The 15,877-nt window shown below is 60.8% G+C and carries 13 protein-coding genes, 2 tRNA genes and 2 pseudogenes; 5 read left to right on the forward strand and 12 right to left on the reverse strand.

Annotated features, from left to right (window positions below):
- The first annotated feature begins 14 nt into the window (after positions 1 to 14).
- The 3 genes from QZ378_RS12985 to QZ378_RS08670 are packed head-to-tail and all read left to right on the forward strand — an operon-like array spanning position 15 to position 2,937.
- Positions 15 to 152, forward strand: coding sequence for a DUF6809 family protein (locus QZ378_RS12985; RefSeq protein ID WP_366935182.1), 138 nt, complete (start codon positions 15 to 17; stop codon positions 150 to 152).
- 3 nt (positions 153 to 155) lie between these two features.
- Entirely contained in the window at positions 156 to 1,364 is a 1,209-nt protein-coding gene (locus QZ378_RS08665; protein WP_291257982.1) for a site-specific integrase, read from the forward strand.
- A complete protein-coding gene (locus tag QZ378_RS08670; RefSeq protein WP_291257983.1) occupies positions 1,357 to 2,937 on the forward strand; it encodes a site-specific integrase in 1,581 nt (526 codons plus the stop codon). Before QZ378_RS08665 ends, QZ378_RS08670 begins: the two co-directional genes overlap by 8 nt.
- A gap of 66 nt (positions 2,938 to 3,003) precedes the next feature.
- Here the strand turns inward: QZ378_RS08670 and QZ378_RS08675 are convergent, their stop codons facing one another.
- A complete protein-coding gene (locus QZ378_RS08675; RefSeq protein WP_291257984.1) occupies positions 3,004 to 4,305 on the reverse strand; it encodes an ATP-binding protein in 1,302 nt (433 codons plus the stop codon).
- Between the two features lie 101 nt (positions 4,306 to 4,406).
- On the opposite strand from QZ378_RS08675, the gene QZ378_RS08680 reads away from it, so the two are divergent.
- Positions 4,407 to 4,550, forward strand: coding sequence for a hypothetical protein (locus QZ378_RS08680; RefSeq protein WP_172724577.1), 144 nt, complete (start codon positions 4,407 to 4,409; stop codon positions 4,548 to 4,550).
- A gap of 174 nt (positions 4,551 to 4,724) precedes the next feature.
- On the opposite strand, the gene QZ378_RS08685 is transcribed toward QZ378_RS08680, so the two are convergent.
- The 4 genes from QZ378_RS08685 to QZ378_RS08700 form a co-directional block, all read right to left on the reverse strand.
- Entirely contained in the window at positions 4,725 to 6,695 is a 1,971-nt protein-coding gene (locus tag QZ378_RS08685; RefSeq protein WP_291257985.1) for an oleate hydratase, read from the reverse strand.
- Between the two features lie 148 nt (positions 6,696 to 6,843).
- Positions 6,844 to 7,404: a TetR/AcrR family transcriptional regulator gene (locus tag QZ378_RS08690; protein ID WP_195560467.1), complete on the reverse strand. Its 561-nt coding sequence runs from the start codon at positions 7,402 to 7,404 to the stop codon at positions 6,844 to 6,846.
- A 1-nt stretch (position 7,405) separates the two neighbouring features.
- Complete coding sequence (locus tag QZ378_RS08695) at positions 7,406 to 7,978, reverse strand: SGNH/GDSL hydrolase family protein (protein ID WP_291257986.1); 573 nt, start codon at positions 7,976 to 7,978, stop codon at positions 7,406 to 7,408.
- A gap of 383 nt (positions 7,979 to 8,361) precedes the next feature.
- Positions 8,362 to 8,437, reverse strand: a tRNA-Pro gene (locus tag QZ378_RS08700).
- Positions 8,438 to 9,945: 1,508 nt separating this feature from the next.
- Here QZ378_RS08700 and QZ378_RS08705 point away from each other — a divergent pair.
- Positions 9,946 to 10,123: pseudogene (locus QZ378_RS08705) on the forward strand (transposon-transfer assisting family protein).
- Positions 10,124 to 10,215: 92 nt separating this feature from the next.
- On the opposite strand, the pseudogene QZ378_RS08710 reads toward QZ378_RS08705, so the two are convergent.
- The 7 genes and pseudogenes from QZ378_RS08710 to QZ378_RS08740 all read right to left on the reverse strand — a co-directional run.
- Positions 10,216 to 10,361: pseudogene (locus QZ378_RS08710) on the reverse strand (IS5/IS1182 family transposase); the annotation flags it as partial.
- 296 nt (positions 10,362 to 10,657) lie between these two features.
- Positions 10,658 to 12,370: an FAD-dependent oxidoreductase gene (locus QZ378_RS08715; protein WP_291257987.1), complete on the reverse strand. Its 1,713-nt coding sequence runs from the start codon at positions 12,368 to 12,370 to the stop codon at positions 10,658 to 10,660.
- A 13-nt stretch (positions 12,371 to 12,383) separates the two neighbouring features.
- Positions 12,384 to 12,695 (reverse strand): rhodanese-like domain-containing protein, encoded by a 312-nt coding sequence (locus QZ378_RS08720; protein ID WP_191378688.1) that lies wholly within the window; start codon positions 12,693 to 12,695, stop codon positions 12,384 to 12,386.
- A gap of 237 nt (positions 12,696 to 12,932) precedes the next feature.
- Complete coding sequence (locus QZ378_RS08725) at positions 12,933 to 13,604, reverse strand: Crp/Fnr family transcriptional regulator (protein WP_291257988.1); 672 nt, start codon at positions 13,602 to 13,604, stop codon at positions 12,933 to 12,935.
- Positions 13,601 to 14,623 carry a transglutaminase domain-containing protein gene (locus QZ378_RS08730; protein WP_291257989.1) on the reverse strand — a complete coding sequence of 341 codons (1,023 nt, stop codon included), beginning with the start codon at positions 14,621 to 14,623 and terminating at the stop codon, positions 13,601 to 13,603. The genes QZ378_RS08725 and QZ378_RS08730 overlap by 4 nt, the downstream gene beginning before the upstream one ends.
- Positions 14,620 to 15,459: a Cof-type HAD-IIB family hydrolase gene (locus tag QZ378_RS08735; protein ID WP_291257990.1), complete on the reverse strand. Its 840-nt coding sequence runs from the start codon at positions 15,457 to 15,459 to the stop codon at positions 14,620 to 14,622. Before QZ378_RS08735 ends, QZ378_RS08730 begins: the two co-directional genes overlap by 4 nt.
- Positions 15,460 to 15,703: 244 nt before the next feature.
- Positions 15,704 to 15,777, reverse strand: a tRNA-Cys gene (locus tag QZ378_RS08740).
- Between the last annotated feature and the right edge of the window lie 100 nt (positions 15,778 to 15,877).

Here is a 15,877-nt window from a genome sequence, read left to right on the forward strand (position 1 = left end):
TGCTGCTCCGGCTCATCAACGCGGAGAATGAGATCGGCAGCACCATGGCCCTGGAGAACTTCATCCTGGGTTTCCGCCTGGGAGTACGCATGATCCTGGAGGCCCTGGACGAGGACGACGGCAGTCTGCTCGACCCAAACAAGGAGGGATAGCCTATGGCAAAACGCAGGCCGTCCGGCGACGGCATGGTCCGAAAGCGGGAGGACGGCCGCTGGGAAGGCCGCATCGTGGTGGGCCACAAGCAAAACGGCGAGCCCATCTTCCGGTATGTCCTGGCAAAGACCCAGAAGGAACTGCTGGACAAGCTCCACCGGGACCTGGAGGCCTTTCAGGATGTGGAGCTCACCGAGGACAGCCGCATGACCCTGGGGGAATGGCTGGACCGGTGGATGGAGGACTACGGCGCGGCCACCCTGCGGCCCAACACCCTGCGGAGTTATGAGCAATTCATCCGGTGCTACATCAAACCCTATCTTGGGGATAAGATCGTCTCCCGGGTGACCCGCATGGACATCCAGAAGCTGTATCGAAAGCTGAAACACGAGGGCCGTGTCCGCAGGCACCCGGAACACGGTCATGAGCTGTCGGACACCATGGTGCTCCGCATCCACGCCATGCTCCACCGGTGCCTGAAGGACGCAGAGGCGGCCCATGTGATCGCCCGGAACCCCACCGACGGGGCCGTGGTGCCCAAGGCCAGCTATAAGCCCAAGCAGATCCTCACAAAGGAGCAGATGGACACCTTCCTGGCGGCGGTGGACCGCAATGAGATCTGGCGGGACTTCTTCTACACGGAACTGACCACCGGTCTGCGCCGGGGCGAGATCTGCGGCCTCATGTGGCAGGACTTCGACGAGAAGGCCGGGACGCTAAAAATCCTCCGGTCGGTGAACGTCCCCAAGACAGGAGAGCTGGAGATCGGCGAGACGAAGACCAGCCAGGGCCGGCGGACCATTCGTCTGCCGCCCAGCACCGTCCAGCGGCTGAAAGAGCGGAAAAAGCACGCCATCAGTCAGTGGATCTTCCCGGAACCGCTGGCTCCGGAGAAGCCGGTGCGCCCCAGCGCCGCCTACTACTGGATGAAGCGGATCTTGAGAGAGGCCGGCCTGCCTGAGATCCGCTTCCACGATTTAAGGCATACCTTTGCCACCCACGCCCTCACCAGCGGCGTGGACGCCAAGACCCTGTCCGGCATTCTGGGCCACACCAACGCCAGTTTCACCCTGGACACCTACACCCATGTGACACCGGACATGCAGCAGGAGGCCAGCCACATCGTGGGCGGTTTCCTGGAAGATCTCCTGGGGGAAGACCTGAAACCGTGGCAGAGAGCCGGTCCGGAGGGAGGTGTCCGCCATGGGTAAGCGGCGTAAAAAGGGGGAGGGCTCCGTCCGCCAGCGGAAAGACGGCCGCTGGGAGGGCCGGGTGGTCATCGGCTACGATGAGAAGGGCCTGCCCAGGACAAAAAACGTCCTGGCCAAAACGAAACGGGAGTGCCAGGAGAAGCTGAAGCAGCTCCAGGAGACGATGACCGGCTCCAAGACGGAGAAGGTCCGGTCGGAGATGCCCTTCGGGGAGTGGCTGGACTTCTGGTATCAGAACTATATAAAGCCCCAGATCCGTCCCACCACCCAGGCCAACTACGAGGCAAAGATCTATCAGCACATCATCCCGGAGCTGGGGAAGATCCCCCTGAACCAGCTGGCCCAAAAGGACCTCCAGCAGTTCTATGCCCGGATGAAAACGGGCGGGCGGCTCATCCGCACGGAGCAGTTCGGCAAGGGGCTGTCCGACTCCATGGTGCGCGGCCTCCACGCCGCCTGCCGGTCCGCACTGGAGAAGGCGGCGCAGGAGGAACTGATCCGCACCAACCCGGCGGTGGGCTGCAAGCTGCCGCCCAAGCGGGGCCGGGAGATGCAGGTTCTGGGCCGGGAGGAGCTCCAGCGGTTCCTCATCCAGGCCCAGGCAGAAAGTTATTTCGAGCTGTTTCTCCTGGATCTGTGCACCGGCCTGCGGCGGGGCGAACTGCTGGCCCTCCAGTGGGACGACCTGGACTTCAAGACCGGGACCCTGACCGTGAACAAGCAGGTCTACGAGGTGAAGGGGCGGCTCCAGGTGAGCGTCCCCAAGACCCGCGCCTCCATCCGCAGGCTGGTCCTGCCGCCCGGCGTGGTGGAGGTGCTGCGGGCGTATCGGGAGACGGTGGACTCCCGGTGGATGTTCCCCTCGCCGGTCAAGGAGGACGTGCCCATGACGCCTGGAGCAGTGCGCCGGCGGCTCCAGATCATTCTGGAGCGGGCCGGGTGTAAGAGGATCAGATTTCACGATCTACGGCATACTTTCGCCACCCTGTCCCTGGAGAGCGGCATGGATGTGAAGACCCTCTCCGCCATGCTGGGCCATGTGTCGGCGGCCACCACCCTGGACATCTACACCCACGTCACCGGGGATATGCAGACCGAGGCGGCGGCCAAGATCGACCGGGGACTGGGCAATGAGGTACAGGAGGAATCCGTTCAGGCAGAGCAGGGGGCAACTGAAGACTTCCGGCCGGTGTTGAGAAAGACCCGGAAGCCCGGCACCGGGTGCATCTCTCAGATCAATGACCACCTGTTTGAGGGACGCTACTCCCCCACCTGGCCGGACGGCACCAAGCACTCCAAATGCGTCTACGCCCATACCCGTGAGGCGTGCGAGGCGAAGCTGAAGGTGCTGATTCAGCAGATGAACGCGGAGCGGCAGGCCCTGCGGGACCAGGCACGGGGCGTCACCCCGCCGGATAAGTTGACCAAAACTCAGAAGAAGATCTGGACGTACATGAAGTTCCACCCCGACGTGACCAGCTACCGGGCCATCGCCCGGGGCGCCGGGGTGACAAGGCATACGGCGGCCAAGTGGTATGAGATGATGCGGGGGATGCTGGGGCGGGCGGCGTAAAATGTGGAAGAGGCTGGTATCACACTTTGATACCAGCCTCTTCCTGTGATCCAGATGATCCGCTGCTCAGACCAATGTATCGTCCAGCAGGAAGTCCAAGACTCCAATATTCAGAACGCCGTTGTCATCGTACCAACGTTTCCGGATGTCGTGCCGGACGATGATCTTCGGAAAAGAGTCCCCGGTCAGGGAGAGCGGTTTGTTTTCCGTGACAGACTTTTCCTCCGTCCCAAGAGCATAGGCGGATTGGATATAAGTCTTTTTTCCGCCGGAAGCAGCAATGAAGTCGATCTCCCGTGCTACCGGGGTCAGTTTTCCTTTGGCATTTCGCTCGTTGCTGTACACGACCCCAATGTCCACCGCGCACTCCCGCACCATCAGCTCATTGAAAATGATGTTCTCCATGATGTGGGTCATCTCCTGCTGGCGGAAGCCGATGCGGGCATTCCTCAGGCCGATGTCCTCACAGTAATATTTGTTAGGGTAATCGAAATAGTTTTTCCCCTTGACATCCCAGCGCTTGCACTCAGTAAAAAGGAACGCGTCCGCCAAGTGATCCATATACGCTTTCACAGTGTTGGGGGAAACCGTATTCTCGCCGCTCCGTTTCTGCTTGGAGTTGATGGTGTCCGCCACCCTGGTGGGGTTTGTCAGCGATCCCACTGAGGAGCAGAGCAGGTCCAGAATATCCGAAAGCACATCCTCCCGTTTGACTTTCTTGCGCTCCACAATGTCCTTCAAATAAACTTCGGAAAAGAGAGAACGCAGGTACTGCATTTTCGCCGCGTCAGTGGGGCGGGACAAGATCAGCGGCATTCCGCCGTAGAAGGCGTAATTTTCAAAAGCGTCCTCCTTGTCCCCGCCCACGGCGGAGTAATACTCCGCAAAGCTGAGCGGATGCACCCGGATCTCGTCGCTGCGCCCCCGGAACTCGGTGAGGATGTCTGAGGACAGCATCCGGGAGTTGCTTCCGGTCACATAGATGTCCAGATTGGGCAGGGACTTCAAATCGTTGAGGGCATCGTAGAAGGTGATCTTCTTCCCGTCCGGGTTATAGGGATTCGGCACTTCGTCCGACATCTGGATCTCGTCTACGAAAAGATAGAATTGCTCCCTCTGATTTTCAACGATCTCCCGGACACGATTTGCAAGCTCTAACGGATTCCGATACCGGATATCACGGGTCAGATCCAACTCAAAGGAGAGAATGTGATCTGCCGGAACGCCCTCCCCCAACAGATAAGTGCGGAACAGATTGCGGAGGAGGTAGGACTTTCCGCAGCGGCGGATGCCAGTGATGACCTTCACCTGTCCATCCCACATGAAGGATATGAGCTTGTTCAGATAGCGGTCCCGTTTGATCTCCATAGCGCCACACCTCACTGAAAACTTTACAGATTTATCATACTACTTTTCAATGAAAATTATACAACTGCTTGCGCGCTGTGGCAAGTGATTTGTGCGGAGGTTTGCAATTTGGGACGTACATGAAGTTCCACCCCGACGTGACCAGCTTCCGGGCCATCGCCCGAGGCGCCGGGGTGACAAGGCACACAGCGGCCAAGTGGTATGAGATGATGCGGGGGATACTGGGGGTGGGGAATCTGAAATAGAGGAGGATCGTATCATAACTCGATACGATCCTCTTTCATTTGTCATTATATCAATGTTTTCAATCTCATGACGGGCGATAATCTTTGAGAAGGAGGCCCCGGTTAGGGATGAAAGTATTCTGGGTAACGGTCGTCTCCTCGGTTTTCAGGACGCAGAATGGCAGAACCCAACGGTCACATGCCGTCCCGAAGCACGTCCTGATCCCGCAGGACCTTTTCGATGACGGTCCCCCGGACCGCCTTCAGCAGGGGCTTTTTCAGCAGCTCCAGAGGACCGGGCAGCGAGACCTCCAGCGGGGACCTGCCGTCCATCAGGCAGACGGTGCTGTGCAGCAGCTCCCGGATGTCATACACGCTGCCCCACACCTCGGGCACGCCCCGGTCCACCCCCAGCAGGCCGTAGACGGCCTCCATGGCGGTGCGCACGGAGTACTCGGTGGTGAACACGGTGTCCCGGGGGGTGTCGGCGAACTGGCCCAGGAAGGCGAAGTTCACACAGCCGTCGGGGATCACATCGGGCCGGTCTCCCCTGGTCCGGGGCATGAAAAAGGCGGTGATGTAGGGCATCATGGTGGGCACGCACACGGCGCTGTGGGCAGCCAGGTCCGGGATCTGCTCCACCGGCACGCCGATGTGGTAGAGCCACTCCTGGGTGATTTCCTTCCCGGTACACTCCTTCATGGGCTTTTTCACATAGTTGCCGGGTACGTCGGTAAAGAGGCCGTACACCCAGACGCACACCTTCTCCGGCTCCTGCTCCTTGAACTGCCCCTGGCGGTTGATGGTCCAGCTCAGCAGCCACTTGGAGTCCTGACAGCTGACGATACCGCCGGTGACCACCTTCCCGGTGCGGGGATCCCGCTTGCAGATGTTGGTGATGTAGGGGAGGATCTTGTCGTCCAAAGTGGTGATTGTGGCCGATTCCCAGTTGGTCTTGGAGATGTCGGAGCAGAACTTCTCCGGCCGTCCAAAGGCGGGGTCCTGCCTGGCGATGTTCTTCCACAAGCTCCAGCAGCCGCTGGTGCGCACCTCCGCGTCCCCGTTGGGGGCGTGGTCCTGGTCGCCGTAGATGGTCCCCTCGGTGCAGGAGCCGTTGGTGACAAACACCAGGTCGTTCTCCGTAAGGACGATGCCCTGCTCCGCGCCGTTGACCCGGCACTCGATGGCGGTGGCCGTCTTTCTGCCGTCCCGGATGTCGAAGATCACGTTGGTGACCTCGGTGCCGAAGCGGAAGTCCACCCCGGCCTCCTCCAGGTACTTCTGCATGGGCAGGATCAGGGACTCGTACTGGTTGTACCGGGTAAATTTCAAGGCGCTGAAGTCGGGGAGTCCCGCGATGTGGTGGATGAAGCGCTGGAAGTAGAGCTTCATCTCCAGGGCGCTGTGCCAGTTCTCAAAGGCAAACATGGTCCGCCAGTACAGCCAGAAGGTGGAGGAGAACACCTCGTCGTCAAAGACGTCCTCGATGGTCTTGTCGTACAGGTCCTCGTCCGGGGTCATAAAGAGCTTCATGATCTCCATGCAGCCCTTCTGGCTCAGGTTGAATTTCCCTTCGGTGCGGGCGTCCCGGCCCCGGTCCACCGTGGCCCGGCACAGGGAGTAGTTGGGGTCGTGCTTGTTGAGCCAGTAAAACTCGTCCAGCACCGAGGCCCCCGGCTTCTCCAGGGAGGGGATGGAGCGGAACAGGTCCCACAGACACTCGAAGTGGTCCTCCATCTCCCGGCCACCCCGCATCACATAGCCCCGGCTGGGGTCGAAAATGCCGTCGCAGGCCCCGCCGGCCACGTCCATGGCCTCTAGGATGTGGATGCGGTCCCCTGGCATCTGCCCGTCCCGCACCAGGAAGCAGGCCGCCGCCAGAGCCGCCAGGCCGCTGCCCACAATGTAGGCGCTCTTGTTCTCCACCCCCTCCGGCTTCTCCGGCCGGGCGAATGCCTCATAGTTGCCGTTGGTGTAATAGATGCCCTTGCGGTTTTTCTCGTGTTTTCCCAGCTCTGTATTCCGGTAGGATGCCGGGGCGCAGGTTTCAGTCCCGGCATCCTCTGCCGTCTTTCTGCCGCCGGACGCCTTCTTTGCCAGGGCCACCGCAGCGCCCGCTCCGGCCACAGCCGCCGCTGCGGTCAGCGCTCCCAATTTCTTATCCATATCAGATACCGCCTTTCCGATCCTGCCGCTTCCGCGGGCTGGATTCATTTGATGGCTTAATTTTACTCCCCGCGAAACATTTCTTCCATTTACAATCCGGGCCCGATGATCAGTTTTTGATCATCGGGCCCGGATTGTAAAGCGGCTCTTATTCTGTTTCCGAAAAATTTCGAATGGCGTTGGCGATACTGCCCCGCATGGCGGCGCTGATCTTTCCCGTCAACACCTGGGGATCGTCGGTCATTCCTTGGCGAATCCAGTCCAGCATAACCCCTACAAAACTGTACTTGTAAAATTCCGCAATAAAGGACTTATCCTCCTCAGAGATGGCCGTCCCCCGGCTCTGCTCTTCCACCACGCCCCGGATCAGGCCATAGGTCAGCTGGTAGAGGAACCGCTCCATCTGCTCCCGGCTGATACAGCGGTAGGCGTTGAGGATGAAGGGCTTGTTTTCCAGCACCGCCTCAAAGATCTGCAAAAGCCCCTCCTGCCAGGTCTCGTAGGTCTTCTTCCCCTGGAGGGCCTTGGACGCGTCCTCGATGCAGGCCCACTCCACCAGGTCGTAGATGTCCTGGAAGTGGTAGTAGAAGGCCATGCGGCTGATGCCGCAGTCCTCGGTGATGTCCCGGATGGTAATCTTGTCCAGGGGCTTTTTCAGCAGCATATGCTTCAGGGATTCCTCCAGAGCCTGCTTTGTGGTGTTTGGCATATTACTGCGCCTCCTTTTCGTGCTGCTGGATCACTGCCGCAATGGTCTCCGCCGCAATATGAGAGCCCAGCTCACTGGGATGAACGCCATCGGCAGCATAGAGGTCCTGGGGATCGGACCACTCGTAAAACCGTCGGCCCACATCGGCGATCAGGGCGTTATTTTCCAGTGCCGCTTTGTGGTAGGCCTCGGACAGCTTTTGGGCCATCTCGTCGTAGTCCCAGCCCTTGTCCGTCAGCTTGGCCCCGCCCCTTTGATAGGCCCATGTAGCGAACAAAATGGGGACCGCTCCGTTTGCCCGGATCTGCCGGCAGAGCCCCTCCACGCTGGAGAAGAAACTCTTGGGGGCGGTGATGGGGCCGTGGCTCATCTCTTGGAGCACCACATAGTCCCACTTCTCGTTTTGGAGCGCCGCCTGGGTCTGACTGCCCAGCCTGGTGTTGGGGTTCAGCTGTTCCGACAGCCGCGCCCCGCCCCGGGTGTGGTGGACCACCTCCGCTCCGGTCAGGTTGGCCAGCATCTGGGGCATATTATTGGTGAAGATAAAACTGTTGCCCAGCATGAGAATGCGCATGGCACTGCTCCTTACTCGTTTATTTCACTGTTTTCCACTGCCATTATACACGGCTCCGCTGAGAGGAACAAGGCTGGGAGGCGCAGACTGGCCCATCAGATTTTGCGACGCAAGAAACAAAGATAAGACTACGGGCGCGTGAACTGATCGTGAATAGGTGGTCATGACCCCATATTTCAAAAAGTGTGCAGTTTTCCTTTGCCTCTTTTTTGAATAAATAATGGTGATTGATGGCCCAAAAATTCCTTTACGGAGAAAATGCAAAACAAATCAGCAGAAGTGCTTTGCCCACATTTGAGACTCTATTTATATAAAACGCCAGATAAATTATTGCCTGAAAAGTTATAAAAACCGCCTCAAAACCGATGTTTTGAGGCGGTTTTTGGTCCGAGTGGGGAGACTCGAACTCCCGGCATCTTGCTCCCAAAGCAAGCGCGCTACCAACTGCGCTACACCCGGTTATGAAATTTTCCAACTGTGGTCAAATATGGGGTCAGCGCCGGTTTTTGACCAGTTCCCGGCGAGGGGTAAAACTCCGTCGGCCTTAGCGTCCCAGAGCTTTCCGGGATTTTGGAGAAGTGTGGCTCGAACTCCGGCCTCACGCTCCCAAATCACGTGCGCTACCAACTGCGCTACACCCGGATATTCAGTTTTTCTGCATGATACCATGCTGAGAAAGAAAAAGCAAGTCTTTCGTGCCTGTGGGCAGCGCTGTGGTCAAGCCTGATTTTTCGGAAGTTTTTCAACCGGGGAATTTCCACCGCAAGTTACTGCCCCAATGGCTTCCAAGATCTCACCTTCAGGGGAATGGCTGTGTCGTCTATCATCCACTGAATGTATTATTTGTGTTGTGTTCTTACAATGCCATTTATCAGCAGACTGTGAACCCGTCTATAGTAAGACCGCAAAGTATATGTATTATAGCACAAAAGGATACTAAATGGAAGTGCTCTTTCAGAATCTTCTTCAATTCGTAAAGTAACTCAATCAATAACAAATCCCCGGCGAAAGCCGGGGATGGAAAGGAGATAAATATGTTTCAATGTCAGAAAGAATTGCTAGACAGTATGTATTGTACCCCAACAACTACATCGGATATATTTAATGTTGTTTGTGTTTGCTCTGCACAGAATACTGTGTTTGCATTTTCTAAAAGTGTGAATGATGAATTTTTTAATTTTACAAATATTTCTGCGGCGTTGTGGAAGAGCTCTCCATGGGTGCGTATACGTACGGCCTCTGCTCTGCTGGGTTGATCTGAACCTGGCGATCATCATCCAATATTCCTGGCCGGTGTTATTGGCTACAGGAGGTGGTGCGGCTCATTCTGGAGAGTATCTATGAGCCAATCTTCAGCGACCACTCCCACGGTTTCCGCATGAACAAAAGCTGCCATACAGCACTCAAGTATATACAGAAATATTTTACGGGGACAAAGTGGTTTGTTGAGGGCGATAAAAGGGCTGTTTTGGCTATGCCATGGCAGTCAAAAATGGGGGGCAAAATGGACTGCACATCTGAGATTGAATGAACCATTTCAGCATCTCTTTGCAATTCCATTATATACAAGAATAAGAATAACATAAACAGAGATTTGAAAAAGGAAGTGAAACCCATGCGCCTTGTGATCACCGAGAAACCCTTGGTGGCCCAAAATCTGGTCTCCATCCTGGGAGCAAATCAGCGGATGGGCGGATACCTGGAGAGTGGCACCTGGCGGAGCCGGCAGACGCCGCTACCTATGGCCCGGACTACGCCAAGTGGCGGCTGGAGGACTTGCCCATCCTGCAAGAGAACTGACGGCTTGCCATCGCCAAGGACAAGCGGGAGACGGAGATCGCCGCCTTCTAGCCGGAGCCCTTCTACACGGTGGAACTGGACTGCGGCGGCCTCACCCTCTCCGGGGAGCGGACTGCCTGCAAGCCCTCTAAGAAAAGAAGCTCTGCACCTATGAGGAACAGGAGCTTATGAGCATCTGCGACTCCGGCATCAGGGAAGGCCTGATCGCCAACCTGGAGGAGATGCGGGGATACCCCAGACGAGGCAGAGCCGATGGAACTGACGGACAGCGTCTTGGAGAAGCTGCGGGGCATCAGCGACGCGGAGTATGAGCAACTGGAACTCATACCGGACTTTGAGGACTGAATTTGACTGAAATTGGACGGCCGCTGTGCCGCCCAATTTGTCATTCAAGAGTGGAAGGAGGAGATGACCATGGCGGCAAGCCAAGCCTGCGCTACAGGGGCTACGCTCGGCCTGCCATTATCCTCACAATACAGCGGCTCCCCATTTCATACAGCCGGTTGAAATCTACCGCCGCCTCTATCTTCCGCAGCAAGTGATCCGCTGGCACCAGTTTGTCTATCCCTACAATCTCTATCACATCCCCATCCTTTTCCCTCGTTCCAGCATCTCTTTTCACTCCCTCCTCCTTATTTTATCTCATATATATGAAAAAGCCCAGCTCCCGCTGGACTTTTTCGACAGGCTCCAGTCCGCGCCGCCCATGGACGGCGCAGGCTGCTGAACTTTTTAAAGCTTCAAAAAAGTTTCAAAAAGTTGTTTGATCCAACACGAAAGGAAACCCTGACGGTTCATCTCCGCGCCAAGTGCCGCTGCTTTGCGGCGGTTGCGCTCCGAAACACCCTGCGGGGCGCTTTCTGTGTCAGAAGGGGTCGGTCACTTCCCCTGGCCGGTGGGGATGCCGCACAGGTGGGTGGGCGCGGCGTCGTGGGCGCGGTCGGTGGCGTTGTAGGACCAGAACCGCCAGCCCCCGGCCAGGTTGGAGCAGCGGTAGCCGTGCTGGCTCAGGATGCGGCAGGCCAGGTAGCTGCGCAGGCCGCTGAAGCAGTTGACATAGATCTTCTTGGACGGATCCAGCTCCCCCAGCCGGCCCCGCAGCTCGTCCAGGGGGATGTGTACCGCGTCGGGGCGGAGCAGGCCCTGCTTTTTCACCTCGCCGGGGGTGCGTACGTCCAGGAGCACCACCGACCCGTCGGCGGGCAGGCCGGCCACCTCGTCCCAGTGGTGTTGCTCCACCCGGCCGGCGCGGAGGTTCTCGATCACATAGCCCGCCATGTTCACCGGATCCTTGGCGGAGCCGTAGGGGGGCGCGTAGGCCAGATCCAGCTCGGTGAGGTCGGCGGCGGTGAGACCCGCCCGGATGGCGGTGGCCAGCACGTCCATCCGCTTGTCCACCCCGTCGAAGCCCACGATCTGAGCCCCCAGGATGCGGCCGGTGGCGGGGTCGTAGAGGGTCTTGACGGTCATGTTGTGGGCGCCGGGGTAGTAGGTGGCGTGGGAGGCGGAGTAGGTGATGGCCTTGCCGTAGTCCACCCCGGCGGCGCGGGCCGTCTTTTCATTCAGGCCGGTGGAGGCCGCGGTCATGTCAAAGAGCTTGATCACCGACGTGCCCTGGGAGCCGGTAAAGGTGCTGGGGATGCCGCAGATGTGGTCGGCGGCGATGCGGCCCTGCTTGTTGGCCGGGCCGGCCAGGGCGATGTGGCTTTTCGCCCCGGACACAAAGTGGCGCACCTCCACCGCGTCGCCCACGGCGTAGATGTCGGGGCAGCTGGTGTGCATATGCTCATCCACCGCGATGGCACCCTTGACGCCCAGGGTCAGCCCGGCGCTCCGGGCCAGCTCCGACTCGGGCATCACCCCGATGCCCAGCAGCACCAGGTCGGCGGGGACACGCTCCCCGCCCTCCAGGGTAACGGACAGGCCGTCCCCCTCCGGCACAAAGCCGGTGACGTGGGCGCCCAGGCGGAGATCCACCCCGCAGCCCCGGAGGTAGGCGTGCACCTCCGCCGCCATGTCGGGGTCCAGAGGGGGCAGCACCTGGTCCCCCTTCTGGAGCAGGGTGGTGGCCACCCCGGCGTGGAGCAGGTTCTCCGCCGCCTCCAGGCCGATGAAACCGCCGCCCACCACCACGGCCCGGCGGACCGGGTGGGTATCCAGATAGTCCCGGATGCGGAAGGTGTCCTCCACGGTGCGCAGGGTGAACACCCGGGGGTCGTCCTCCCCGGGCAGGCCGGGCTTGACGGGCCGGGCGCCGAGGGAGAGGATCAGCTTGTCGTAGGTCTCGGTGTAGGTGCTGCCGTCGGCCAGATTGCGCACCTCCACCGTGTGCTCCGCCGGGTGGAGCTCCAGGGCCTCATGGCCCACCCGCACGTCGATGCCGAACCGGCGGCGGAAGCCCTCGGGGGTCTGGAGGGTCAGATCATCCCGGTCGGTGATCACCCCGCCCACGAAGTAGGGCAGGCCGCAGTTGGCGTAGGACACGTAGCCGGTGCGCTCCAGGATGACGATCTCCGCCCCCTCGTCCAGGCGGCGCAGGCGGGCCGCAGCGGTGGCCCCGCCGGCTACGCCGCCGATGATGACAACCTTCATATCCGTTTCCTCCTTATGCTTCCAGCGGCCCGCGGTAGCCCATCAGGCCGCCCAGATCGGTGACGGTGCGGCCCGCCCGCTCCAGGATTCTCCGGGCCTGGGCGCTGCGGGCGCCGCTGTGACAGTAGACGAACAGGGGGGCTCCGGCGGGCGCCGAGGCGGCGCTCAGCCGGTCCAGGGGCAGGTTTTGGGCGCCGGGGATGTGCCCAGCCCGGTACTCCTCCGGCGTGCGCACGTCCAGCAGGACTGCCCCCGGCGTGCTCTTCCAGGTCTCCAGGCCCTCGGCCAGTCCGGGCCGGCGGGCGAACCAATCAAACAGTCCCATGATACAGGCTCCTTTCCCATGCAGGTTTTCTTGTATGCACAGAGGATACCACACAGGGGACCGGATTTCTGTGACAAAATCACCCTAGGGCTTGTTTGAAACATGTCAACATGCCCAATCGGCGGGCCTTTTGCCCCCTGGACGGCGCAATTTTTCCTTGAAATCCGTCAGGATTCCTGCGAAAAAATTGCTTGCCAGCGGCCCAAAATCCCTCGCCGCTGGACACATCGCCAATTTTCAAACAAGCCCTAGCTCCGCCGCCAGGGTCTCCAGCCGGGGGAGATCCAGCAGCTCTATCCCGCCCCGGCTCAGCCTCACCAGCCCGTCGGCCTGGAAGTCCTTGAGCAGGCGGGTGACCACCTCCCGGGCGGAGCCCAGGTGCCGGGCCAGCCGGTCGTGGGTGAGGCGGAGGGTGGAGGACTCCGCCAGGCGGCTCTCCTCCACCAGCAGGGCGGCCAGGCGCACGTCCAGCTTCTTGCTCAGCAGCTGATCCATCCGCCGCATGACCTCGGAGAACCGGTCGGCCATGAGCTCGTTGGTGAAGTTGGCCACCGCCGCGCTCTCCTCCATCAGGCCCTGGTACACCTGGGCCGGGAGAAAGAGGGCAACCGTGTCCCGCTCCGCCTCCACCAGCACGTCGAATTGGATCCCCCGCAGCACGCAGGAGGCGGAGAACAGGCACATATCCCGGGGAAAGAGGCGGTAGAGGGTGAGCTCCCGCCCCTCGTCGGTGAGCATGTAGGCCCGCAGCTGGCCCTCCACCGGCAGGATCAGTCCGGCGCACTCCGCCCCGCCGCCATAGACCATGGCCCCCCGGTCGAAGTGCCGAAGGGCGGCGCTGCCGGTCAGGCGCCTCTGCTGCGCCCCGGCCAGCTTATCCCAGAAGGGCAGATATTCCTCCAGCTTCACTCCAATGCCTCCCCCTCGTTGGCCTCCTGGGCCACGCAGGTATCCGCCGGCGGGGCCTCCGGAAAGCGGACCTCCAGCACCGCCTGGGGCCAGTTCAGACGGATGGCGGCGTGCCGCCCCTTCGCCCCGGCGGCTTCCTCCAGGGCGGCGGCCAGCTCCCCCAGCACCTCCCGGGTCAGGGGGCCGCCCCGCCAGTGGAACACCAGGGGCTGCTTCTTCCGGATGGCCTGGGCGGCCCGCCTGGCCGCGTCCTCCACCTTGGTGAAGGACCGCCCCGCCTCCTTATAATAAAAGCGGTTCCCGTCGGCACAGGGCGGCACAGGGTAGACCAGGGCCTCGTGATCCCGGAAGAGCCGCCTGTCGTCCAGATTGAAGTAGTCATAGCGCACCAGCCCGTCCCCGCCCAGAGAATTGTCGAAGGTGGCGTCCAGGTGGTAGTACTGACCGCCCAGCCGCACCACATTCCAGGCGTGGCGGTACTTGATCCCCTTCTCCGGGTTGTTCTCCGCCAGGGCCACGATGCACCACAGGCCCAGCCGGTCGCACAGGGCCTTCACCGACTTGGCGATGCCCTCGCACACCCCCACCCCCTGGCCCAGCGGGCCCAGGATCTCGTGGGAGTAGGGCTTTTTCAGCTTGTCATAGCGGACGTTCCGGCAGATGAAGTCGTGGACATACTGTTCCCTTTCCGCCTCACCCTTGTCCAGAACCGGGCGGCACAGCCGGTCCATGCGGGCGGCCAGGGCCCTCTGGTGGTCCCGGATCTTCCCCTTGTCAAAGAGGTACTGGGGGAGAAACTCCACCGTGGCGGCCGCCGGGTGCACCCGGCAGGAGAAGCCGGTGACGTAGAAGAGCTCCGGACAGTCCAGCCGCAGCCGGGCCAGCACGTCCCCCAGGGCCTTTCCCTCCAGCCGGGGGACGGGGAAGGCGGGGCGCAGCTCCGCCAGGCCGGTTTTCATGGCGTGGTAGGCGGCCTGGCCCTCCTTGTCCAGCTGGCGGAGATACCAGGGCTCGCTCACAGCGCCTCCCCCTCCAGCAGCCGGAGAAGCATCTGCGCCACCCCGTCCTCGTCGTTGGAGGCAGTCACCACATCGGCGGCGGCCCTGGCCTCCGGGGCGGCGTTACCCATGGCCACCCCCAGCCCCGCCGCGCGCAGCATGGAGCAGTCGTTGCGCTCGTCCCCGAAGGCCACGGCCTGCGCGGCGGGGATGCCCAGATGCCCGCACAGGAACTCCAGGGCCGCCCCCTTGGTGGCATCCCGGTGGGTGATCTCCACGTTGCCGGGCAGGGAGCAGGCCACGGTGATCTCCGGGAACTCCGCCGGCAGGGTATCCAGCACCTCCCGCTGAACCGCCGGATCCCGGAAGTAGCTCTGGATCTTCTGCACCGGCCTTCCCCGGCGGCGGATGTAGCCGGGCAGATCCTCCATGGGCCTGCGGGAGGCGCGGACGATCTCCCGGGCGGGGGGATCCAGGATCCAGTGCTCCAGCTCTTGCAGATACCTGGCCTCCATCCAGCCCTGGCTGTCCTCCATGTAGCAGTCCAGGGTGCCGCGGAAGTCCTGCAGCCGTTCCATGACGCGCACAGCGGTCTCCGGCGCCAGCTCCGCCCGGCGGAGGGCCCTGTCCTCCAGCCGGTCATACACCAGCGCGCCGTTCATCAGCACGGCATAGCGGAGAAAGGGCAGCTCCCGCACCACGGCGGGCATGCCGCTGAAAAACCGCCCGGTGGCGGGGACAAACTCCACCCCCTGCCGGACTGCCCGTTCCAGAGCCGCCCGGGTGGCGGGAGCGAGAGCCTTGTCCGACCGGAGGAGCGTTCCGTCCAGATCGCAGAATAGGATTTGATAGTTCAAGGGCTGGGCCTCCTGACTGTGGTGGAATATACCGCCTTCATCATACCATGCCAGCGGTCAAATTACCAGTCCCGGCTGCCTGAAAATCAATACCCCCTCTGCGGCGGGCCGGTGCCTCCTTGCCGTGCCGACCCGCCTTTGACACTCTCTGCACGTACGAAAGCACTCTTCGCCGGATGGGCCAATAGAAGCCGATGGCACACACAAAAAAGGAAGGCATGACCAGAGGTCATGCCTTCCTTTTTGGAGGCGACACCCAGACTCGAACTGGGGGTGGAGCTTTTGCAGAGCTCTGCCTTACCACTTGGCTATGTCGCCCTATGGATAACAGGAGCAAGGCGCTTGCTCCTGTTATCATTTGTATGGAGCAGGTGACGAGGCTCGAACTCGCTACCTCCACCTTGGCAAGGTGGCGCTC

This window comes from Flavonifractor sp. (assembly GCF_019422385.1).
GTDB lineage: Bacteria > Bacillota > Clostridia > Oscillospirales > Oscillospiraceae > Flavonifractor > Flavonifractor avistercoris.